Genomic DNA, 14,942 nt, shown 5'->3' on the forward strand with positions numbered 1-14,942 from the left:
CTGGCTATAGATTGGGCAACCATTCAAAACATAGCTTGTCGGCATCATCGCTCGTTATCTGATGAAAACCATTTTTAGTCAGTACGCCAATGGAAGCCTGATTATCAGGCATAGTGTGGGCAATAATTCGCTTAACACCTGCTTGTTGCCATGCATGCCGAACGAGCGTGCCCACTACCTCGGTGGCAATTCCCCGGCGTCTCCATTCATCGGAAACCGAATAACCGATTTCGAGCAGACCCTCCGAATCGGGTGGCCCGAAATAACCTCCACTAGCCACTAAAGTTGCGGGTGTCGTTGTAGTTGGATAGGTAATCGCATACCAGCCGTACCAGCCAGCGACTTCTTCGCCACCTGCCAAAAGCTGATCCAGAAAAAATTGCATAGCTCCCTGATCGTACTCACCAGGAGGCCAATCGGAAGGAATAGCCACATTAAGTGCATGTCCTAGCTGTTGATTACTGACTAATTCGAACTGTAGTAAAGTTGGTGAACTAGCGACGAAGAGGAGTCGAGACGAATAGAGAAACAGTGAATTCATGCTCTAAACTACTAGGACTTTCGCTTAAAGCCGTGCCACGGTTTATAATGATAGTTAAAGTAAACGTGGCACGGCTTTAAGCGAAAGTCCTACTTATTTACGAATTAGAGTAATTCTCATAATTACAAATTCAATTACATTCGGTCTGTTGCTTTCTAGCACACGAAATCTATATAGGTGAACCAGGCATGATGTAATAAGGCCGTTGATTAACAAAGCCTCATAGTATAAACGATAATGACAAATGATGCTTCGAACTCCCGTTGGCAGAACCTATATTTCTGGGCTTCACTAATTGGGTTTATAATCTGGATACTTGCCTTCATAGGGCAGAAAATCGATCATAATGACTGGGGTTATGGAATTATCGTAATGGGGCCTGTCTATTTCTTCATTCCACCACTGCAAATACTACTTTGTGGAATAACGACATACCACTGGCAGGAATGGCATGATCGTCGTAAGCGAATAAGTACATTACTTTGCTCGCTAGGCGTTTTAGGCTCTTTGCCGCTTATGTTTTTCCTAGGAATTCTTCCCTAATATGACTTAGAGCTTACTTCACAAAAAGAGCCAGAAAAGACAGCTTATTAAAATCGCTGTTTGTTCTGGCTCTTAAAAACCGATATTCTACAACACTGGGTTTAAATCCCGGTGCACAAATCTTCTTTATGGAAACTTTGGAAATTTACTAAAGTCAGGCTTACGCTTTTCCAGGAAGGCATCTTTTCCTTCCTTCGCTTCTTCTGAAAGATAATAAAGCAGCGTCGCGTCGCCAGCCAATTGCTGGATGCCAGCCTGTCCATCCAGTTCGGCATTGAAAGAGGCCTTCAGCATGCGAAGGGCAATAGGGCTTTTCTCCAGAATTTTTCGGCACCAGGTAAGGGTCACTTCTTCCAATTGATCGAGGGGTACAACCTTGTTGACTAAGCCCATGTCTAAGGCTTCCTGTGCATCGTACTGATCGCACAGAAACCAGATTTCGCGGGCTTTTTTCTGTCCGACTACCCGCGCCAGGTACGATGCACCAAATCCACCATCAAACGAGCCCACTTTAGGGCCAGTTTGACCAAAGCGGGCATTATCGGCGGCAATGCTAAGATCGCAAACGACGTGCAGAACGTGGCCACCACCAATTGCATACCCTGCCACCATCGCAATAACAGGCTTCGGAATGCGCCGGATCTGCATTTGGAGGTCCAGCACATTCAGACGTGGCACTTTGTCTTCACCTACATAACCACCATGCCCACGAACAGACTGATCGCCCCCAGAACAGAATGCTTCGCCCCCTTCGCCGGTGAGAATAACAACGCCAACGCGCTCATCCTGCCGCGCCAGCTCCATCGCTTCCGACATTTCCCTGACGGTCAGCGGTGTAAAGGCGTTGCGCTTGTGAGGACGATTGATACTGATCTTGGCAACTCCTTCGTAATAGGTGAACAGAATCTCCTCGTATTCTTTAATGGTTTCCCAGGGGTAATTGCTTTGCATAAATAAAAAGTGAAAGTGCGAAAGAGTGAATGAGCGAAAGAGTGTTGCAGCAGAAATTGGCTATTGCAACACTCTTTCGCTCATTCTCTCTTTCACTCATTAAATGAAACTTCGTGATACTGCACATCCCACGTATGATCTGCCATCATGCGGACGGTGGCGAGGCAGCGTTCAAATGGGAACTTACGACCCCATTCGTTCGGGCCAATCATCGACAACAGATCGGTGCCGTTTTTACGTTGATAAAAATGATAGGTATGGCCAACAACGGGCTCAAAATTCATCTGAGCCGAATAAATCCGCTCCGATATTTCGACCCGGTTTCGAATGGCCGTAGCCTGTTCGGCCAGCAACTGCATTTGTTTATACAGTTGACTAAGCTGCATGTCGGTTTGTTCGCGCATGGCTGCAACAGCCCGTCCTGTGATCTTGCCCTTGTCTTCAGGGCGAATAACAGCGCTACCGGCTGTGTGTGCATAAGCCAGCAGGCCCGGTGCCTCGGCAACTTTATCCGGCGAAATCGGATTGATGATAACTTTCGCTTCTTCCATAAGTAATAATTGGGTAACCGCCCTGCGAACGTCTTTGTTCGCTGTCGTTGAATGACAAAAAATAAAGCATATTTACACCGTGAAACGGCTTAATGCCACAAAAGTACGTGAAAACCGTTATGGAAACTACCCTTCCAGCAACAGATCAGCCAACAATAGACCGTCAGGAGTTTCTTAAACTCGTTGGCACCAGTATTGGCGCACTTATTCTAACACGCTGTATGGCAGGTTGCTCAGGACAGAGCAACGCGGACCCAACGCCAAACCAGACTCAGAAAGTTGATTTTACTCTTAGTCTGGATGATAATGCCAATCAGAACCTGCTTGTTAAAGGAGGTTCTGTGATTGTCGACAATGTGATTGTCGTTCAAACCAAAGATGGGAAATATGTGGCAGTATCAGCCAATTGTACACATGAAGGAACGAAATTAGTCTACAAAGGAGCTGATAATCAATTCTATTGTCCGCTCGATCTCTCTCGTTTCGATATTAATGGTAAAGTAGTCTCTGGTCCTGCCAAACTGCCTCTAACTCAATATATCATCGAATCCAATTTTACGGCTGGCACACTGCGGGTACATAATTAATGATGAATGATGAATGATGAATGATGAATGATGAATGATTTTACAAATAGTAGTTCATTATTCTATCGTAACAAATGACGCTTGATCCTATTCGTCCTGACACTTGGCCATTGCCGCAAACGCCTTACGAAGCAGAGGCTCTGGCGTTTTGTCGAGCCTGGTTGAGCGGTCAGACGGAGTTTACACTGTACACCTCTGGTTCAACAGGGACGCCTAAGCCCATTCAACTCACACGGGCACAAATGCAGGCAAGCGCGCATTTAACTGGCCAAACACTTGGTTTACAGGCAGGTGATGTTGCTCTTGTTTGTCTGAATATTCGCTACGTAGCCGGTATTATGATGCTCGTGCGCGGACTTGAGCTTGGTCTGCCCATGACAGTCATTGAGCCAGTGGGCAATCCGCTACTTGATTTCAACACAGATCGTTTTGCGTTTACCGCGCTGGTTCCGTTACAACTCCAGACAATTTTAGAAACTAATGATCCCGGCAAACTGGCAATTCTGAACGGAATGAAGGCCATTTTGGTGGGAGGAGCAGCTACAAGTCCAGCTCTGGAACGAGCTATGCAGGTCATTACAGCTCCGGTTTACGCCACTTATGGCATGACCGAAACGGTTTCTCATATTGCCCTCCGACGACTCAACGGCTCTGACGCCAGCGAGTCATTTACAGCCCTCACTGGTGTCGACCTGGGTACCGACGAACGAGGTTGCCTACACATCACCTCAGCCGCCACAAATTTTGAGCGGATTCAGACCAACGATGTGGTTGAACTAGTTGATCCCATGCATTTCCGATTAGTAGGTCGAGCCGACCGGGTAATTAATAGCGGGGGTGTTAAAATACAGCCCGAACAGGTTGAACAGGTGATTCAGGGGGTATTGACCACACTCACTTCAGGAAATGATAATACGACTAGGCGGCTCTTTGTAACGGGTCTGCCAAATGAACGCCTGGGACAACGGGTTGTGGTGGTTTATGAGCAAGGAGCTTGGGGCTCGTGGCAGGGGCAAAAGAGCAGCTTAAGCCAGGAAGAATGGGCGAAGATACAGGAGGCTGTTCGGGAGAAATTAGGCGTTTATGCCGTACCGAAAGAACTCATTGCAGTTGGCCAATTTATAGAAACACCCACCGGCAAGATTGATCAAAAAGCGACAGTAGCACAAATACGCTAACTTTGCCAGACTATTAACCGACGTGTTATGTCTTTCAAAAGTCTCCAGATTCGCTACCAGACCGCCCGGTCGCTGCCTGCCCCTTATGCTTACTTTTATACCCTGACCATAGATAAAATTGCGGGAAACGCTATTCAGGTAGATCTGGCAATTACTTATCCAGATCGCGATGATATCGACGATGACGAATTGATCGCTGAAGGTTATACGCGAGATGATGATTATGTATGGTCGGGACAATTGCCCAGAGCCTGGTGGGAATCGCTGTCCAATCTGGTCGGTAAAACACGTCTGCAACCCATTAACGAAGACGAGCTGGACGAAGACGATGATTTCTGGGACATTACCATTGATACCGACAACGGAAACAAAACACAGGGAAAGCCAGCCAAAGCTGATGACTGGCAGTATTTAATGCAGGAACTGATTCAGGCTTCCTATGAAGTCGTCGGTCGTGAGCGGCCTTTTGAGCTGACATTCCTGACTATAAGTGGCCAACAAGGTATACAGGAAATGCGCATGATGGCTTCCTTCGCCGAACGCACGGTCAAAATCACAAGCGTTGAAAATCGACGTGACCACACCAAACTACTTCCCTGGTCAACGTTACAACACGTAATGGGGCAGGTCTACAACCACGATTACGATCCCGATGATGCCCTGCCTAAACGCCCAAAACAGGAAGGCCAATGGCTAAATCTGGGCACCGAGGAATGGCATGAAATAAGTGATTATCGGGCATTGGTGAAACTTTTAAAGGGTTTGTAATCTGGGGTCAATACTCAATCATCTTATGAACTACCTCCTTTCGTTCCTACTCTTTGCAGCCACAATTGCCGAAGCACAAACACCGACAAAACTCAGAGCGCGTGATTTAGGGATTCCATTCAATGGAACACCGGGCAAATTCAACGCAATTACGGATGTACCGGGCGTACTGGTTGGCTACAAAACCCGAATTGAAGGAGCAGGTAAATGGGTATTGGGAAGTGGTCCTATCCGAACGGGTGTAACAGTGGTGATGCCGGTTGGCAAAGCCGCTAAAAGTTATCCGGCGGGTTATTTCATTTTCAACGGGGATGGCGAGATGACTGGAATTCCGTACATCCACGATTATGGAATGGGCTATGGTCCAATTGGGATTACGAATACCAACAGCGTGGGAGCGGTTAGAGATGCTATTGGTGCCTGGTGTCATCAGAAGTTCAACACTAAAAATCCGCTCGATTTTGCCTTTGGTTTACCTATTGTCGGAGAAACCTGGGATGGCGTTTTGAATGACATTAATGGCCTTCATATTCAGAAAGAGCATGTATTCAGCGCTTTGGACGGAGCGACTTCAGGCCCAATACAGGAAGGGAATGTTGGCGGAGGTACAGGTATGGTTTGCTATGCGTTCAAAGGTGGCACCGGCACCGCTTCACGAATCGTTAAAATCGGGAATAAGTCCTATACAGTTGGCGTATTGGTGCAGGCCAACTTCGGTCGTAGACCGGATTTGTTGGTTGCGGGTTTACCCGTTGGACAGGAAATTTCGGATCTGATGCCAATTATCAATGAGAAAGATGGGTCGATCATTGCCATCGTCGGAACAGATGTGCCGCTGGTTTCTTCGCAACTGAATCTGGTAGCTAAGCGCGTAACAATGGGCATTGCCCGAACGGGTACATACGGCACCAATAGCTCGGGCGATATTTTTATGGCCTTTTCGACCCAGACTGCCGATCATGATACCACCACAAAATTGACCACGTACCGATCAGTGGATAAATCGAGTCTGGACCCCATATTTAAAGCGACTGTTGAAGCAACGGAAGAAGCGATTATAAACGCTTTGGTCGCAGCTGAAACAATGGCGGGCATTAACAACAATAAAGTGTATGCCCTACCGCATGACCGACTGCAAGGCGTTTTGAAAAAATACAACCGACTCCAAAAGGTGAATTAAGGGCGAATCCATACCTCGGCCGACACCATTCCGCCTACCTGAGTACGGCATTTTTCACAGGTTAATCCTGCTTCAACAAGGAGTTTTTGCCAATCGGCTAAGCGTTGGGTCTGTATTCCTGCCGTAAGTTGAAAAAAGCGAATCATCGTCCATAAAAGCGCTTTTTGCCAGCCGATTTTGGGTTTTACAAAATCGGCAACGATCCATACTCCAGCCGTTTTCAGCACATTGCACAGCTGTGGAATCATAGATGATGCTAACGTTTGCTCCGTGAAAAGATCCAGCACAAAAGGAGTAAAGATACCATCAAAGCGTTCGTCTGATTTCAGGCTTGACTCATCCCCCACCCGAAATTCGACCGAACCAACCAACGATTTTCTGACCATACGTTGGCTGGCGAGGGACAGCATTTGAGAGGAAGCTTCCAGATAAAGAACCTGTTTCGGTCGACATGTGAGCAATACCTGTTCCAGTAGCCAACCCGACCCACCACCCAGGATCAATAAGGAGGCATTAGGTGGAATACGATCCAGAAATACAGTTTGTGCTCGTTGCAATCGGTGGCCAAATACACAAAATGCAAGGGCATCATATACCGGAGCAATCCAATTAAAATTACCTCCGGCATTCGTTTTTGCCCTCATATAGTCTATTCATCAACCCGGTCGCCAAACGTCAGGAAATCCTTGTACATCGCACACTCACGAATCATTTCTTTGTTAAACATCGTACGGGTGTGGTTGTTAACAAAGTCATTGTAAGCGCTGGCGTATTTAGTTTTGCGCAGGGCCAGCATATTCTTTACAAAAGTCGAATCCTCCTCATACACATACCCATTCCGAATCTGCTCAATGGAGCGTTGCAATGAAAACGCATGCGCTTCGCAACGAGCAGCCATGTAGGCAGAACGGTCGGTCAGGGCGGGCGTTTTCGCTGATTTTACTGATTGTTCAAAATACCCTCTGGCATGAGTTGTCGTATAATAATCGGTATTCATAAGCTGGTCAATGCGTTTTTGCTTCTCGACAGGATTCGAAGGAAGCAGGTAAATCGGTGGTTCGCCCCCACTCCAGTACGATTTCACCAGCAACCACGAATTGCCATACCAACTCAAATTCCAGGCTCCACAACCTAACTGATAATACAACTCAGCCGCTTTGTCGCCCGTAGCGGCTTTAGCCTGTTGTTCTAAATCGGCCATGTGTCGGGCAAACTGAACGGGTGTATATGGATTTTCATCGGCCTCTTCGGGGAAGTTTACACTGCCATCGGTCGCATGAATGGCGGGCATTTTAACCGCAAAGGGATTTTTCTGAAAGTACATCGCGAACGACTCATTCGCCCAGGTTTCGTCGGATACCTTCTCGAAGGCATCGGCGGCTTTGGCATACTGGTGTTCCATCATCAGTCGGCGGCCCAATAACAGACTCAGATAGTCATTGTTTACGCCCGACAACTTCAGCAATCGTTTATCAAAATCCGTTTTCGCCTGACTCGCGAAATCAATCGTTTGCTCCACAGTCGTGGCAGAAATAGTATCCTCAATGGTATTTTTGTCTGTGGTACTGGCAAAATAACTATCTGAACCTGCCTGCGTCGTAAGCATCGTCAGCAAATACGCTTTAGCCTCACTTGGCCCGTCAACAGGTTGTTCTTTCGAACGACTACAACCTGACAACCAGCCACTTTTCGATTCGGTCTTGTGGCGATAGGTATCTGCAAACTGCTTACAGACAGTCACAAAGGCATTGTTCAGTCGAAAGTTACCTGTCGTATCAAACGCTTCCAGATAACCAATCAACTGGTTTTCTGCTTCGGGCGTAATTGTCGTAATTTGAGCAGCCAGCAATAGCATCCGCTGTACATTAATCTGCTTTTTCAGGTTGGCATTGGCCGATGGCAACAAAACGGCCTCATCCAGATGCGTTTGAGCAGCCTTGTAGTCTTTTCCAATGTAATCCAGATAAGCTGCGGCTGTGTACCAGAAAGCGGGATTAGTCAACGCTTTATTCTCAGCCGATTCGAGGGCAAACGACCGTAGTTTATCAAAGTACGAAGCGGGGTCACTTTTGCGAGTTACCAAAGTCGAATCAGGATGATTACTCATGTTCGTGCTGATATACCCCTCATCGGTCGTAAAAAAATAGTATTCATTCCGGTTGATTTCTCGCGCCATGACCAGCTCAATCAGCGGGTTTTTCGGTGTTAACCGGACTATTTCTTTAAGCAAGTCCAGCGCATCCTGCCCTGGCTGAATGGCGCACAAAGCGTAGACAGCCGCTCGTTCTCCATCCGTTTTGGCATACTGTAAGGCACTTTCCTGAAAGTGAATACCATACTTGCGCAAACTCGTTTCGGCCGCTTTCCGACGCGATGGACATCGGTCAAAAACCTGGGCAAATTCGTAGATAGCCTGTGCCGTATCGCCCAATGCCAGCGTAGCTCCTGCCCGTCGGCAGAAGGCCCAATCGCTCATAAACGTGTGCTTAGGCAAGGGCTTTACCAGTTGGTCATACAGTTGTTGCGCCTGCTTATAATCCTCGATTTCACAGGCTAGTTTTACAGCCTGAAAGGCATAGCGTTCTTTCAAAAAAGCATCTGTTGTCGTTCGATAAGACGTTTTAGCATCATCCAGCAGTTCAGGAAGTTTCGTACTATCTGCCTGAGTAGGATTCGGGTCCCAGGGATTTCCCTGACCATCATCGGCGGCCCAGGCAAAGTCCAGATACGTAACAGCCGGGGCATTTGTTCGGGCTAATTTGGCTTTAAGGGCGCCTACTGCATCTGGCTCTTCGCTGTACAATGCCTTGTAAATCTGCGGTTCCGAGAAGCTATTGCCTGCATAGGTTGTCCAGGCTTTGATGTTCTCATCTATCACCATACTATCGCTGTACTGCTCGCTTATTTCGGCATCATTATAAAACTGAGGAGTGAAAAAATAGCGGCTATCGCCCGGCTGGCTATTGGCCGACTCGGGCATAAAAAAGCTCATGAATTCGTTCGGATCGAACGATGGACCACAGGCAAAGCCAAGTACTACAGACACTAACAGAAAAGGTCTACGGAAGCGGCCGAGGCCGAAGGAGAGTTTGAAGCGTTTCACGCGGGTATGTTGCTAGAAGGGTAGAGTCGAGATGGTATAAAGCAAATGTAAGCCGTTGATTAGAAATCTGATTGAGTAATCTGTCCTTTTCGATTAACAGTATGTCAGGTGAGATCGCTTCAGCCCGAAACAGATCACCCCGACGAATGGCAAACCCAAACGCCGATGTATCGCGGGTTGCAATAAACCGTGTACTGTCAGATTGAGCCATGAGAAACCTAGTGTTTACCAGCACCTTCCGATCAATATTGTTCAAGAAAGTCAGGAACCGATTGTTACGATACACAACCGTCCAGCGAAAGAGCGGCATGACAAAATCGAGCGGCAACGGATAGGTGGGTATGTATGATAGATACTGATTAGCCACATTAGAATCATAAATCGAGTTACGGGTATCAACCCGCTTCCAGTCGGCCACGTTGTAGAGCATCAGCATACCCCGCGCTACGGGAGGAATACCCGTCTGGTCGGTGTATTTAATCTGGTGCAGGCGAATCGTTGCCGAAAGCGGACAGTGGAGTTGGTTTTTCAGCAAGGTTAGCAGCCGGAAGTAGCGGTCACGAGTGCCGGTACTCCAGTCGCAATCGAACTGCACTTCCGAGAATGTCAATGCCTGTTGCTGACTGATTTTCTTAATAGCCTTAGTAATATGCGTGGCGAGTTCAGGCAAAGCATTAGGCGACAAATTGGCCAGTGTTCGATTGGTTATAAATATCACAGGTACGAGGCTACCAATGGGCTTTTGCCGAAATTGAACAAAGGCTTTAGGCACAGGTTGTCGAGTTCTGGGCTCCCAGTCTACATCGAAAAAATGAATATATAGCTTCTTGACGTTCAGGCTTTTGAGCTGATCAATTTCCGTACGTGTCGGATTATAGGCGACTTTCCAATGATAAAAAGCGGGCGTGAGTTCGTGCGGTGCCTCCTCTGTTTGATGGCTCGACGATTGGCAAGCGACTACGTTCAGGCACAATAGTATAAAGGTTAGTATACGCCCACGCTCCTTACTTTGTTTTTCCATTAAAATTTTAAACACAGCGTACTAATATCGGTATAGATCCGACGGATTTTCAAGACCATTTATCCAGGCTACAACTTCCGGCAACGTACCGGTAAAGTTACCAGCCTGTCCGCTAACCTCACCTTGATTTAACGCTACATTCAGCGTTACGGCACATCCAAGTAAGCCAGGATATAGCCGAAGGTTCATGGTAACCGTTGATTCATCCAGCCAGCGTACATCATCTGCCGACCAAAGATGTTCCAGTCCAAATAAAGTCTTGTTGTCGCTAATCCGAACCAGATAGGGCTGATCAACCCAATGGCTCATGCGAATTTCCATACTGCCAAAACTCACCTTATACTGTTTATCAGGTGAAAAGAGCTCCTCCATCTGCCTCTATTTTGTTAAGTGGAGCAAAAGTAATTCGGCAGGCCAGGAATCGACTAGAGGTATTTAGTATCTGGTATAGATGGATAAATTATAGGTATCAAAAGGCAGATAGGATACAGTTTTTCCTTTCCCCTCACCCCAACCCCTCCCGCAACGGCGGACCGCCCAAAACGGGAGAGGGGCTAAAAAAGGTCGGTAGTGCTCCCCTCTCCCGTTTTGGGCGGTCCGCCGTTGCGGGAGGGGTCGGGGGTGAGGGGAATGGGAAAATTATCGTCCCAGATTCAAGCCATACGCAAAATTGAACGAGAAAGCGCCACTACCTTCGCCGAAACTGGTAACAAAGCTGGTTCCGATATCGACGTAATTATGATTCGGTAGGCGGACGACATAACCAAAGGCAGGTTCGAATCGGAAGGCGGTGGCGGCAATTCGACTTACACCTATGTCGACACCCAGGTTCAGGCCGGCGTGCAAGCCATCTATAATATAAAAACGCGGGCCTATCGTTATGGGAATCGAGATGCCCGAGGCCGCTCCGTAGTAATAGCGAAAATCGTCTCGATATCGACCTTTCACCAGAAAAAACTCCATACCCGTTTTTCCGGTAATCGTTATGTTAGAGCCTAGTGGTTGCTGGTAACGAATGTCGAGTCCGGTTGTAAAACCAGTTGCATTATACCGACCAACGCCAACAGCCAGGGGCGTACCAATGAACAGAACTTGGTTGCGGCCCTGAGCCAGAACCGATGTTTTTGCGCCGGAGAAAGCCAGCAACAATAGGAGGATGAGGATGCAGCGTTTCATGTCAAAGTTATTTTTTAGCGTTGAATTTCAGGGCTATAGGTTCATTCGTTTGCGCGTCTGTTTCCGACACATTGAAGATGATATTATCTCCATCGGCGTCTGCTACGAGTTCACCATCCAGATAAAGTCCGTAGGCTTCGCTGGTTTTCTTTACCTGAATGTTGTCAATATCAATGGATGAATCAGTCTGCCCTGTCACCTTTAGGATAAGGGTAAGCGTAATATGATCTTGTGATGTAGCTGCCAGTTTAACTGTACCTGAAATGGTTTGCCCACTCTGGGAATAAGGCATTTTGGGGAGGTCAATCTCGTCGGAGCCAGCTGCATAGTAGAACGATGTCAGCGTATAGGTGCCCGCGACTGCATCGGCTGGGTTTTCCGGGGCGATGTCATTTTCGCCTTTTTTACAAGCGCTGAACGCCAGCGTTACGCATAAGAAAAGAATGAGCTTTTTCATGGCATTTGGTTTTTTACATCAGCGATTACCGTCAATCACTGAGGCAAAACTATCGGCTCATTTCAGGGCCGACAATACCGCATTTGCATGATTTTTAAAGAGCGAAAGGACGAATGAGTGAAAGAGTGAAAAGCTGTCGCATGCTATTTTTCGCTCTTTTACTCATTCGCTCTTTAAACCGCTTTTTACTTTCGCCCTAGGTACTTGTTCACTGCCTCTACTTTGGAGTGGACCTGGAGTTTTTCGTAGATATTGAAGATGTGCTTACGCACTGTAGTGGGGCTGACAAACAACTCATTAGCCACTTCTTTGTGGCTGTGCCCTTTGGATAGTCGATCCAGGATTTCGCGCTCACGGGGCGTCAATACATCGAGTTCGTTTGGTGCAGAGGTGTTGACATGGAACGAACCGGCAATTTTGCGGGCAATCGTACTACTCATGGGAGCTCCGCCTTCATGGAGTTCGGTAATGGCTTCGAGGAGTTTATGGGGTGGGCTGCGTTTCAGGATATACGAGTTAGCGCCCGCTTTAAGGGCTTCAAAGACGGTTTCATCTTCGTCATACATCGTGCACATCATGAACTGCGTATTGGGACAGCGCGTTTTCAGATGTCGAACGCAGTCGATCCCGTTCATACCAGGCAGGTCGATATCCATGAGCACCACATCGACGCAATGATCTGGCAGGTAATCGAGGGCCGATTCGGCAGTCTCGAACGTAGCCTGGCAGGAGAATCCTTCAGCTCCATCGACCAGAATAGCCAATGACTGCCGAATGGGCTCTTTGTCTTCAACGATGGCAACCGTAATGGAGGTTTTCATCCGGCAATATTGGTCGTTTTTTCAATTCAATACTATACTACGTTTGTAGTATTTTCTCCGTCGAACCGAGCGGGTACGGATAGGTAATTTTCACGCAGGTTCCTGTTGGCGACGGCAAAATTTCACAACTTCCTCCCGATTCGGCCATTCGGTTCTGCATATTTCCTAAACCATTCCGCAAACGGGATTTTTCAGTTGGGGTAAATCCCCGTCCGTTATCGCATACCTCAATCGATAACTTTCCAGCCTCAGGTTTAATGCGTAAGGTTACTTCCGTCGCCTGCGCATGCTTGACGACATTGTTAAGCGCTTCCTTTACGGTTAGAAATACGTTCCGACGGTCGGCGCCCCGCATCGTTATCTCACTGGCAGACTCCTCTACGTTGGTTCTCAAGAGAAGGGTAGTGTTTTCAATGAATTCGCTGGCGTAAGCGCGCGTATAAGCAATCAGGCCGTTGAGACTATCATTTTTGGTATTGAGCGACCAGATAATCTCATTCATAGTCGTCACCATATCCGCCGAAATACTCGAGATCTTCTCCACTTCAGGCGTTGTATTAGGCCCCATACGCGTCTTAACTACTTCACTTAGCAAACCAATAGCGGTAAGCGATGCCCCCATGTCATCGTGCATTTCCTTAGAGATACGAAGCCGCTCTTTCTGCTGCCCCTGTAATTCAGACTGCACCACGGCCAATTCTCGTTCGCGCTCAGCGGCCAATAACGCGTTTTCTGCCGTTCGCTGCCGCTGTCGATAGTAGAGATACCCAAAAATCAACCCACCGATAACGATCACGACAGTCAGGCTCGCCAATAAAAGCCAGAAGTCCTGGCGTTGCCGCTCCAGTTCTAGCTGGTCAATATGGCGCTGTTTTTCGGCAAGTTTCTGGCGATTTTCAGCTTGCTTCAGTTGGAGTTCATAGCGCTCCAGTAGTTCTTTTGTCTCCTGATTATTCAGTGAATCATCGATACCAATGTACTTATCGAGCCATTCGGCAGTCGTTTTATACTGATGGAGTCCTTCATTGGCAACTGCATATTCCCGATAAATATTCCTTAATTCGGCTAAGCCAGCCTCACTTTTTGTAGCTATCGCATTCGATTCGTCCAGCAGTGTTTTGGCCCGTGCGAACTGCCTCATACGGTTATTCGTCTGAGCCAGTGCCATCAGCAAATGCAGTTCATGACGAGGATTTTCTACCTTCCGACTCATGCGAAGGGCTTCATGCTGGTAATAAAGCGCCGAATCATATCGGGCTTCAGTCATATACTGGTGCCCGATATTGTTGAAGAGGTTGATCATGAAATCCAGGTCATTTTCAGGATCAACCCACTCTTTTGCCTTGAGGTAATACGCCCGCGATTCGTTTGCTTTATTCTGTTTACTCAACAGATTGGCAATGCTGAAATAGTCGATAGCAATTGAGCGACGATCCTGTTTATCTGTGATGTCGAAAGCCAGCGCCCGTTTGTAATAATCTAATGCTTGTGGAAGCATTCGTTGCTGCTCATAGATGTAGCCTAAATTCTGATTGATAATCGCCACGTTCTTCAGTTTGCCAATCAACTGCATGAAGTGGGCAGCCTGCCGATAGTTTGGAACGGCTTCCTGCAATTTACCTGAAAATAAAGCGGTATTGGCCAGTGCAAAATAGCTCAGTCCCAGGTTCCGTTTCGATGTATCCTGCTTAGCCTTCAGGAGCGCGGCTTGGGCAACTTTTCTGGCTTCATCGTGCCGACCGAGATTGTTTAGCAAATAAGCCATCAGCCGAACACTCTCGAAATAGCCTTTTGTGTATTTGATTTTCTCAGTGAATTCGTAGGCTTTCTGATAATTGGCCAGCGCTGTTGTCGCCTGTTTGGTTTCAATGGCCTCCCCTTTTTTGAGCAACTCCATCACGTAGCTGGTATCGGTCGGGTTAGGTACTGGCTGGCTAAAGCTGGTTACCCAATTGGTCAGTAAAACAATCCATAGAAACCAGAGTGATCGAAACAACATAGCAATGACAGTTGAAAGCAACATTCCGTGCCCTGATGTCAAAACCAGAACACGGAATGTTAGTCG

Annotated in this window: 15 protein-coding genes; 4 read left to right on the forward strand and 11 right to left on the reverse strand. The window is 47.4% G+C overall.

Annotation, left to right across the window (positions count from 1 at the left end; all coding sequences use genetic code 11):
• Window positions 1-4: 4 nt before the first annotated feature.
• The 3 genes from GO755_RS10735 to GO755_RS10745 all read right to left on the reverse strand — a co-directional run bounded on the left by GO755_RS10735 (window position 5) and on the right by GO755_RS10745 (window position 2,586).
• Complete coding sequence (locus GO755_RS10735; RefSeq protein WP_157584738.1) at window positions 5-541, reverse strand: GNAT family N-acetyltransferase; 537 nt, start codon at window positions 539-541, stop codon at window positions 5-7.
• Window positions 542-1,210: 669 nt separating this feature from the next.
• Window positions 1,211-2,035, reverse strand: a complete 825-nt coding sequence (gene menB, locus GO755_RS10740) for a 1,4-dihydroxy-2-naphthoyl-CoA synthase (RefSeq protein WP_157584739.1) — start codon at window positions 2,033-2,035, stop codon at window positions 1,211-1,213.
• A gap of 92 nt (window positions 2,036-2,127) precedes the next feature.
• Window positions 2,128-2,586, reverse strand: a complete 459-nt coding sequence (locus GO755_RS10745; protein WP_157584740.1) for a DUF2452 domain-containing protein — start codon at window positions 2,584-2,586, stop codon at window positions 2,128-2,130.
• A gap of 119 nt (window positions 2,587-2,705) precedes the next feature.
• Between GO755_RS10745 and GO755_RS10750 the strand changes: the two genes are divergently transcribed.
• The 4 genes from GO755_RS10750 to GO755_RS10765 all read left to right on the forward strand — a co-directional run bounded on the left by GO755_RS10750 (window position 2,706) and on the right by GO755_RS10765 (window position 6,299).
• On the forward strand, window positions 2,706-3,173 hold the full coding sequence (locus GO755_RS10750) for a QcrA and Rieske domain-containing protein (RefSeq protein WP_198174804.1): 468 nt from the start codon (window positions 2,706-2,708) through the stop codon (window positions 3,171-3,173).
• A gap of 74 nt (window positions 3,174-3,247) precedes the next feature.
• On the forward strand, window positions 3,248-4,351 hold the full coding sequence (locus tag GO755_RS10755; RefSeq protein WP_157584742.1) for an AMP-binding protein: 1,104 nt from the start codon (window positions 3,248-3,250) through the stop codon (window positions 4,349-4,351).
• Window positions 4,352-4,378: 27 nt separating this feature from the next.
• Entirely contained in the window at window positions 4,379-5,119 is a 741-nt protein-coding gene (locus GO755_RS10760) for a hypothetical protein (RefSeq protein ID WP_157584743.1), read from the forward strand.
• Between the two features lie 25 nt (window positions 5,120-5,144).
• Entirely contained in the window at window positions 5,145-6,299 is a 1,155-nt protein-coding gene (locus GO755_RS10765; protein WP_157584744.1) for a DmpA family aminopeptidase, read from the forward strand.
• Here the strand turns inward: GO755_RS10765 and GO755_RS10770 are convergent.
• The 8 genes from GO755_RS10770 to GO755_RS10805 form a co-directional block, all read right to left on the reverse strand.
• On the reverse strand, window positions 6,296-6,943 hold the full coding sequence (locus GO755_RS10770; RefSeq protein ID WP_157584745.1) for a class I SAM-dependent methyltransferase: 648 nt from the start codon (window positions 6,941-6,943) through the stop codon (window positions 6,296-6,298). The two genes, GO755_RS10765 and GO755_RS10770, sit on opposite strands and share 4 nt — an antisense overlap.
• Window positions 6,944-6,948: 5 nt before the next feature.
• Window positions 6,949-9,402, reverse strand: a complete 2,454-nt coding sequence (locus GO755_RS10775; RefSeq protein WP_157584746.1) for a tol-pal system YbgF family protein — start codon at window positions 9,400-9,402, stop codon at window positions 6,949-6,951.
• A complete protein-coding gene (locus GO755_RS10780) occupies window positions 9,359-10,423 on the reverse strand; it encodes a hypothetical protein (RefSeq protein WP_198174805.1) in 1,065 nt (354 codons plus the stop codon). Before GO755_RS10780 ends, GO755_RS10775 begins: the two co-directional genes overlap by 44 nt.
• A 21-nt stretch (window positions 10,424-10,444) precedes the next feature.
• Window positions 10,445-10,795, reverse strand: coding sequence for a hypothetical protein (locus GO755_RS10785; protein ID WP_157584747.1), 351 nt, complete (start codon window positions 10,793-10,795; stop codon window positions 10,445-10,447).
• Window positions 10,796-11,062: 267 nt separating this feature from the next.
• Complete coding sequence (locus GO755_RS10790; RefSeq protein WP_157584748.1) at window positions 11,063-11,599, reverse strand: hypothetical protein; 537 nt, start codon at window positions 11,597-11,599, stop codon at window positions 11,063-11,065.
• A gap of 7 nt (window positions 11,600-11,606) precedes the next feature.
• On the reverse strand, window positions 11,607-12,056 hold the full coding sequence (locus GO755_RS10795; protein WP_157584749.1) for a hypothetical protein: 450 nt from the start codon (window positions 12,054-12,056) through the stop codon (window positions 11,607-11,609).
• A 185-nt stretch (window positions 12,057-12,241) separates the two neighbouring features.
• Window positions 12,242-12,877: a response regulator transcription factor gene (locus tag GO755_RS10800; protein ID WP_157584750.1), complete on the reverse strand. Its 636-nt coding sequence runs from the start codon at window positions 12,875-12,877 to the stop codon at window positions 12,242-12,244.
• Between the two features lie 37 nt (window positions 12,878-12,914).
• A complete protein-coding gene (locus GO755_RS10805; RefSeq protein WP_157584751.1) occupies window positions 12,915-14,876 on the reverse strand; it encodes a tetratricopeptide repeat-containing sensor histidine kinase in 1,962 nt (653 codons plus the stop codon).
• Window positions 14,877-14,942: the final 66 nt, after the last annotated feature.

Source organism: Spirosoma arboris (assembly GCF_009754945.1).
Lineage (GTDB): Bacteria > Bacteroidota > Bacteroidia > Cytophagales > Spirosomataceae > Spirosoma > Spirosoma arboris.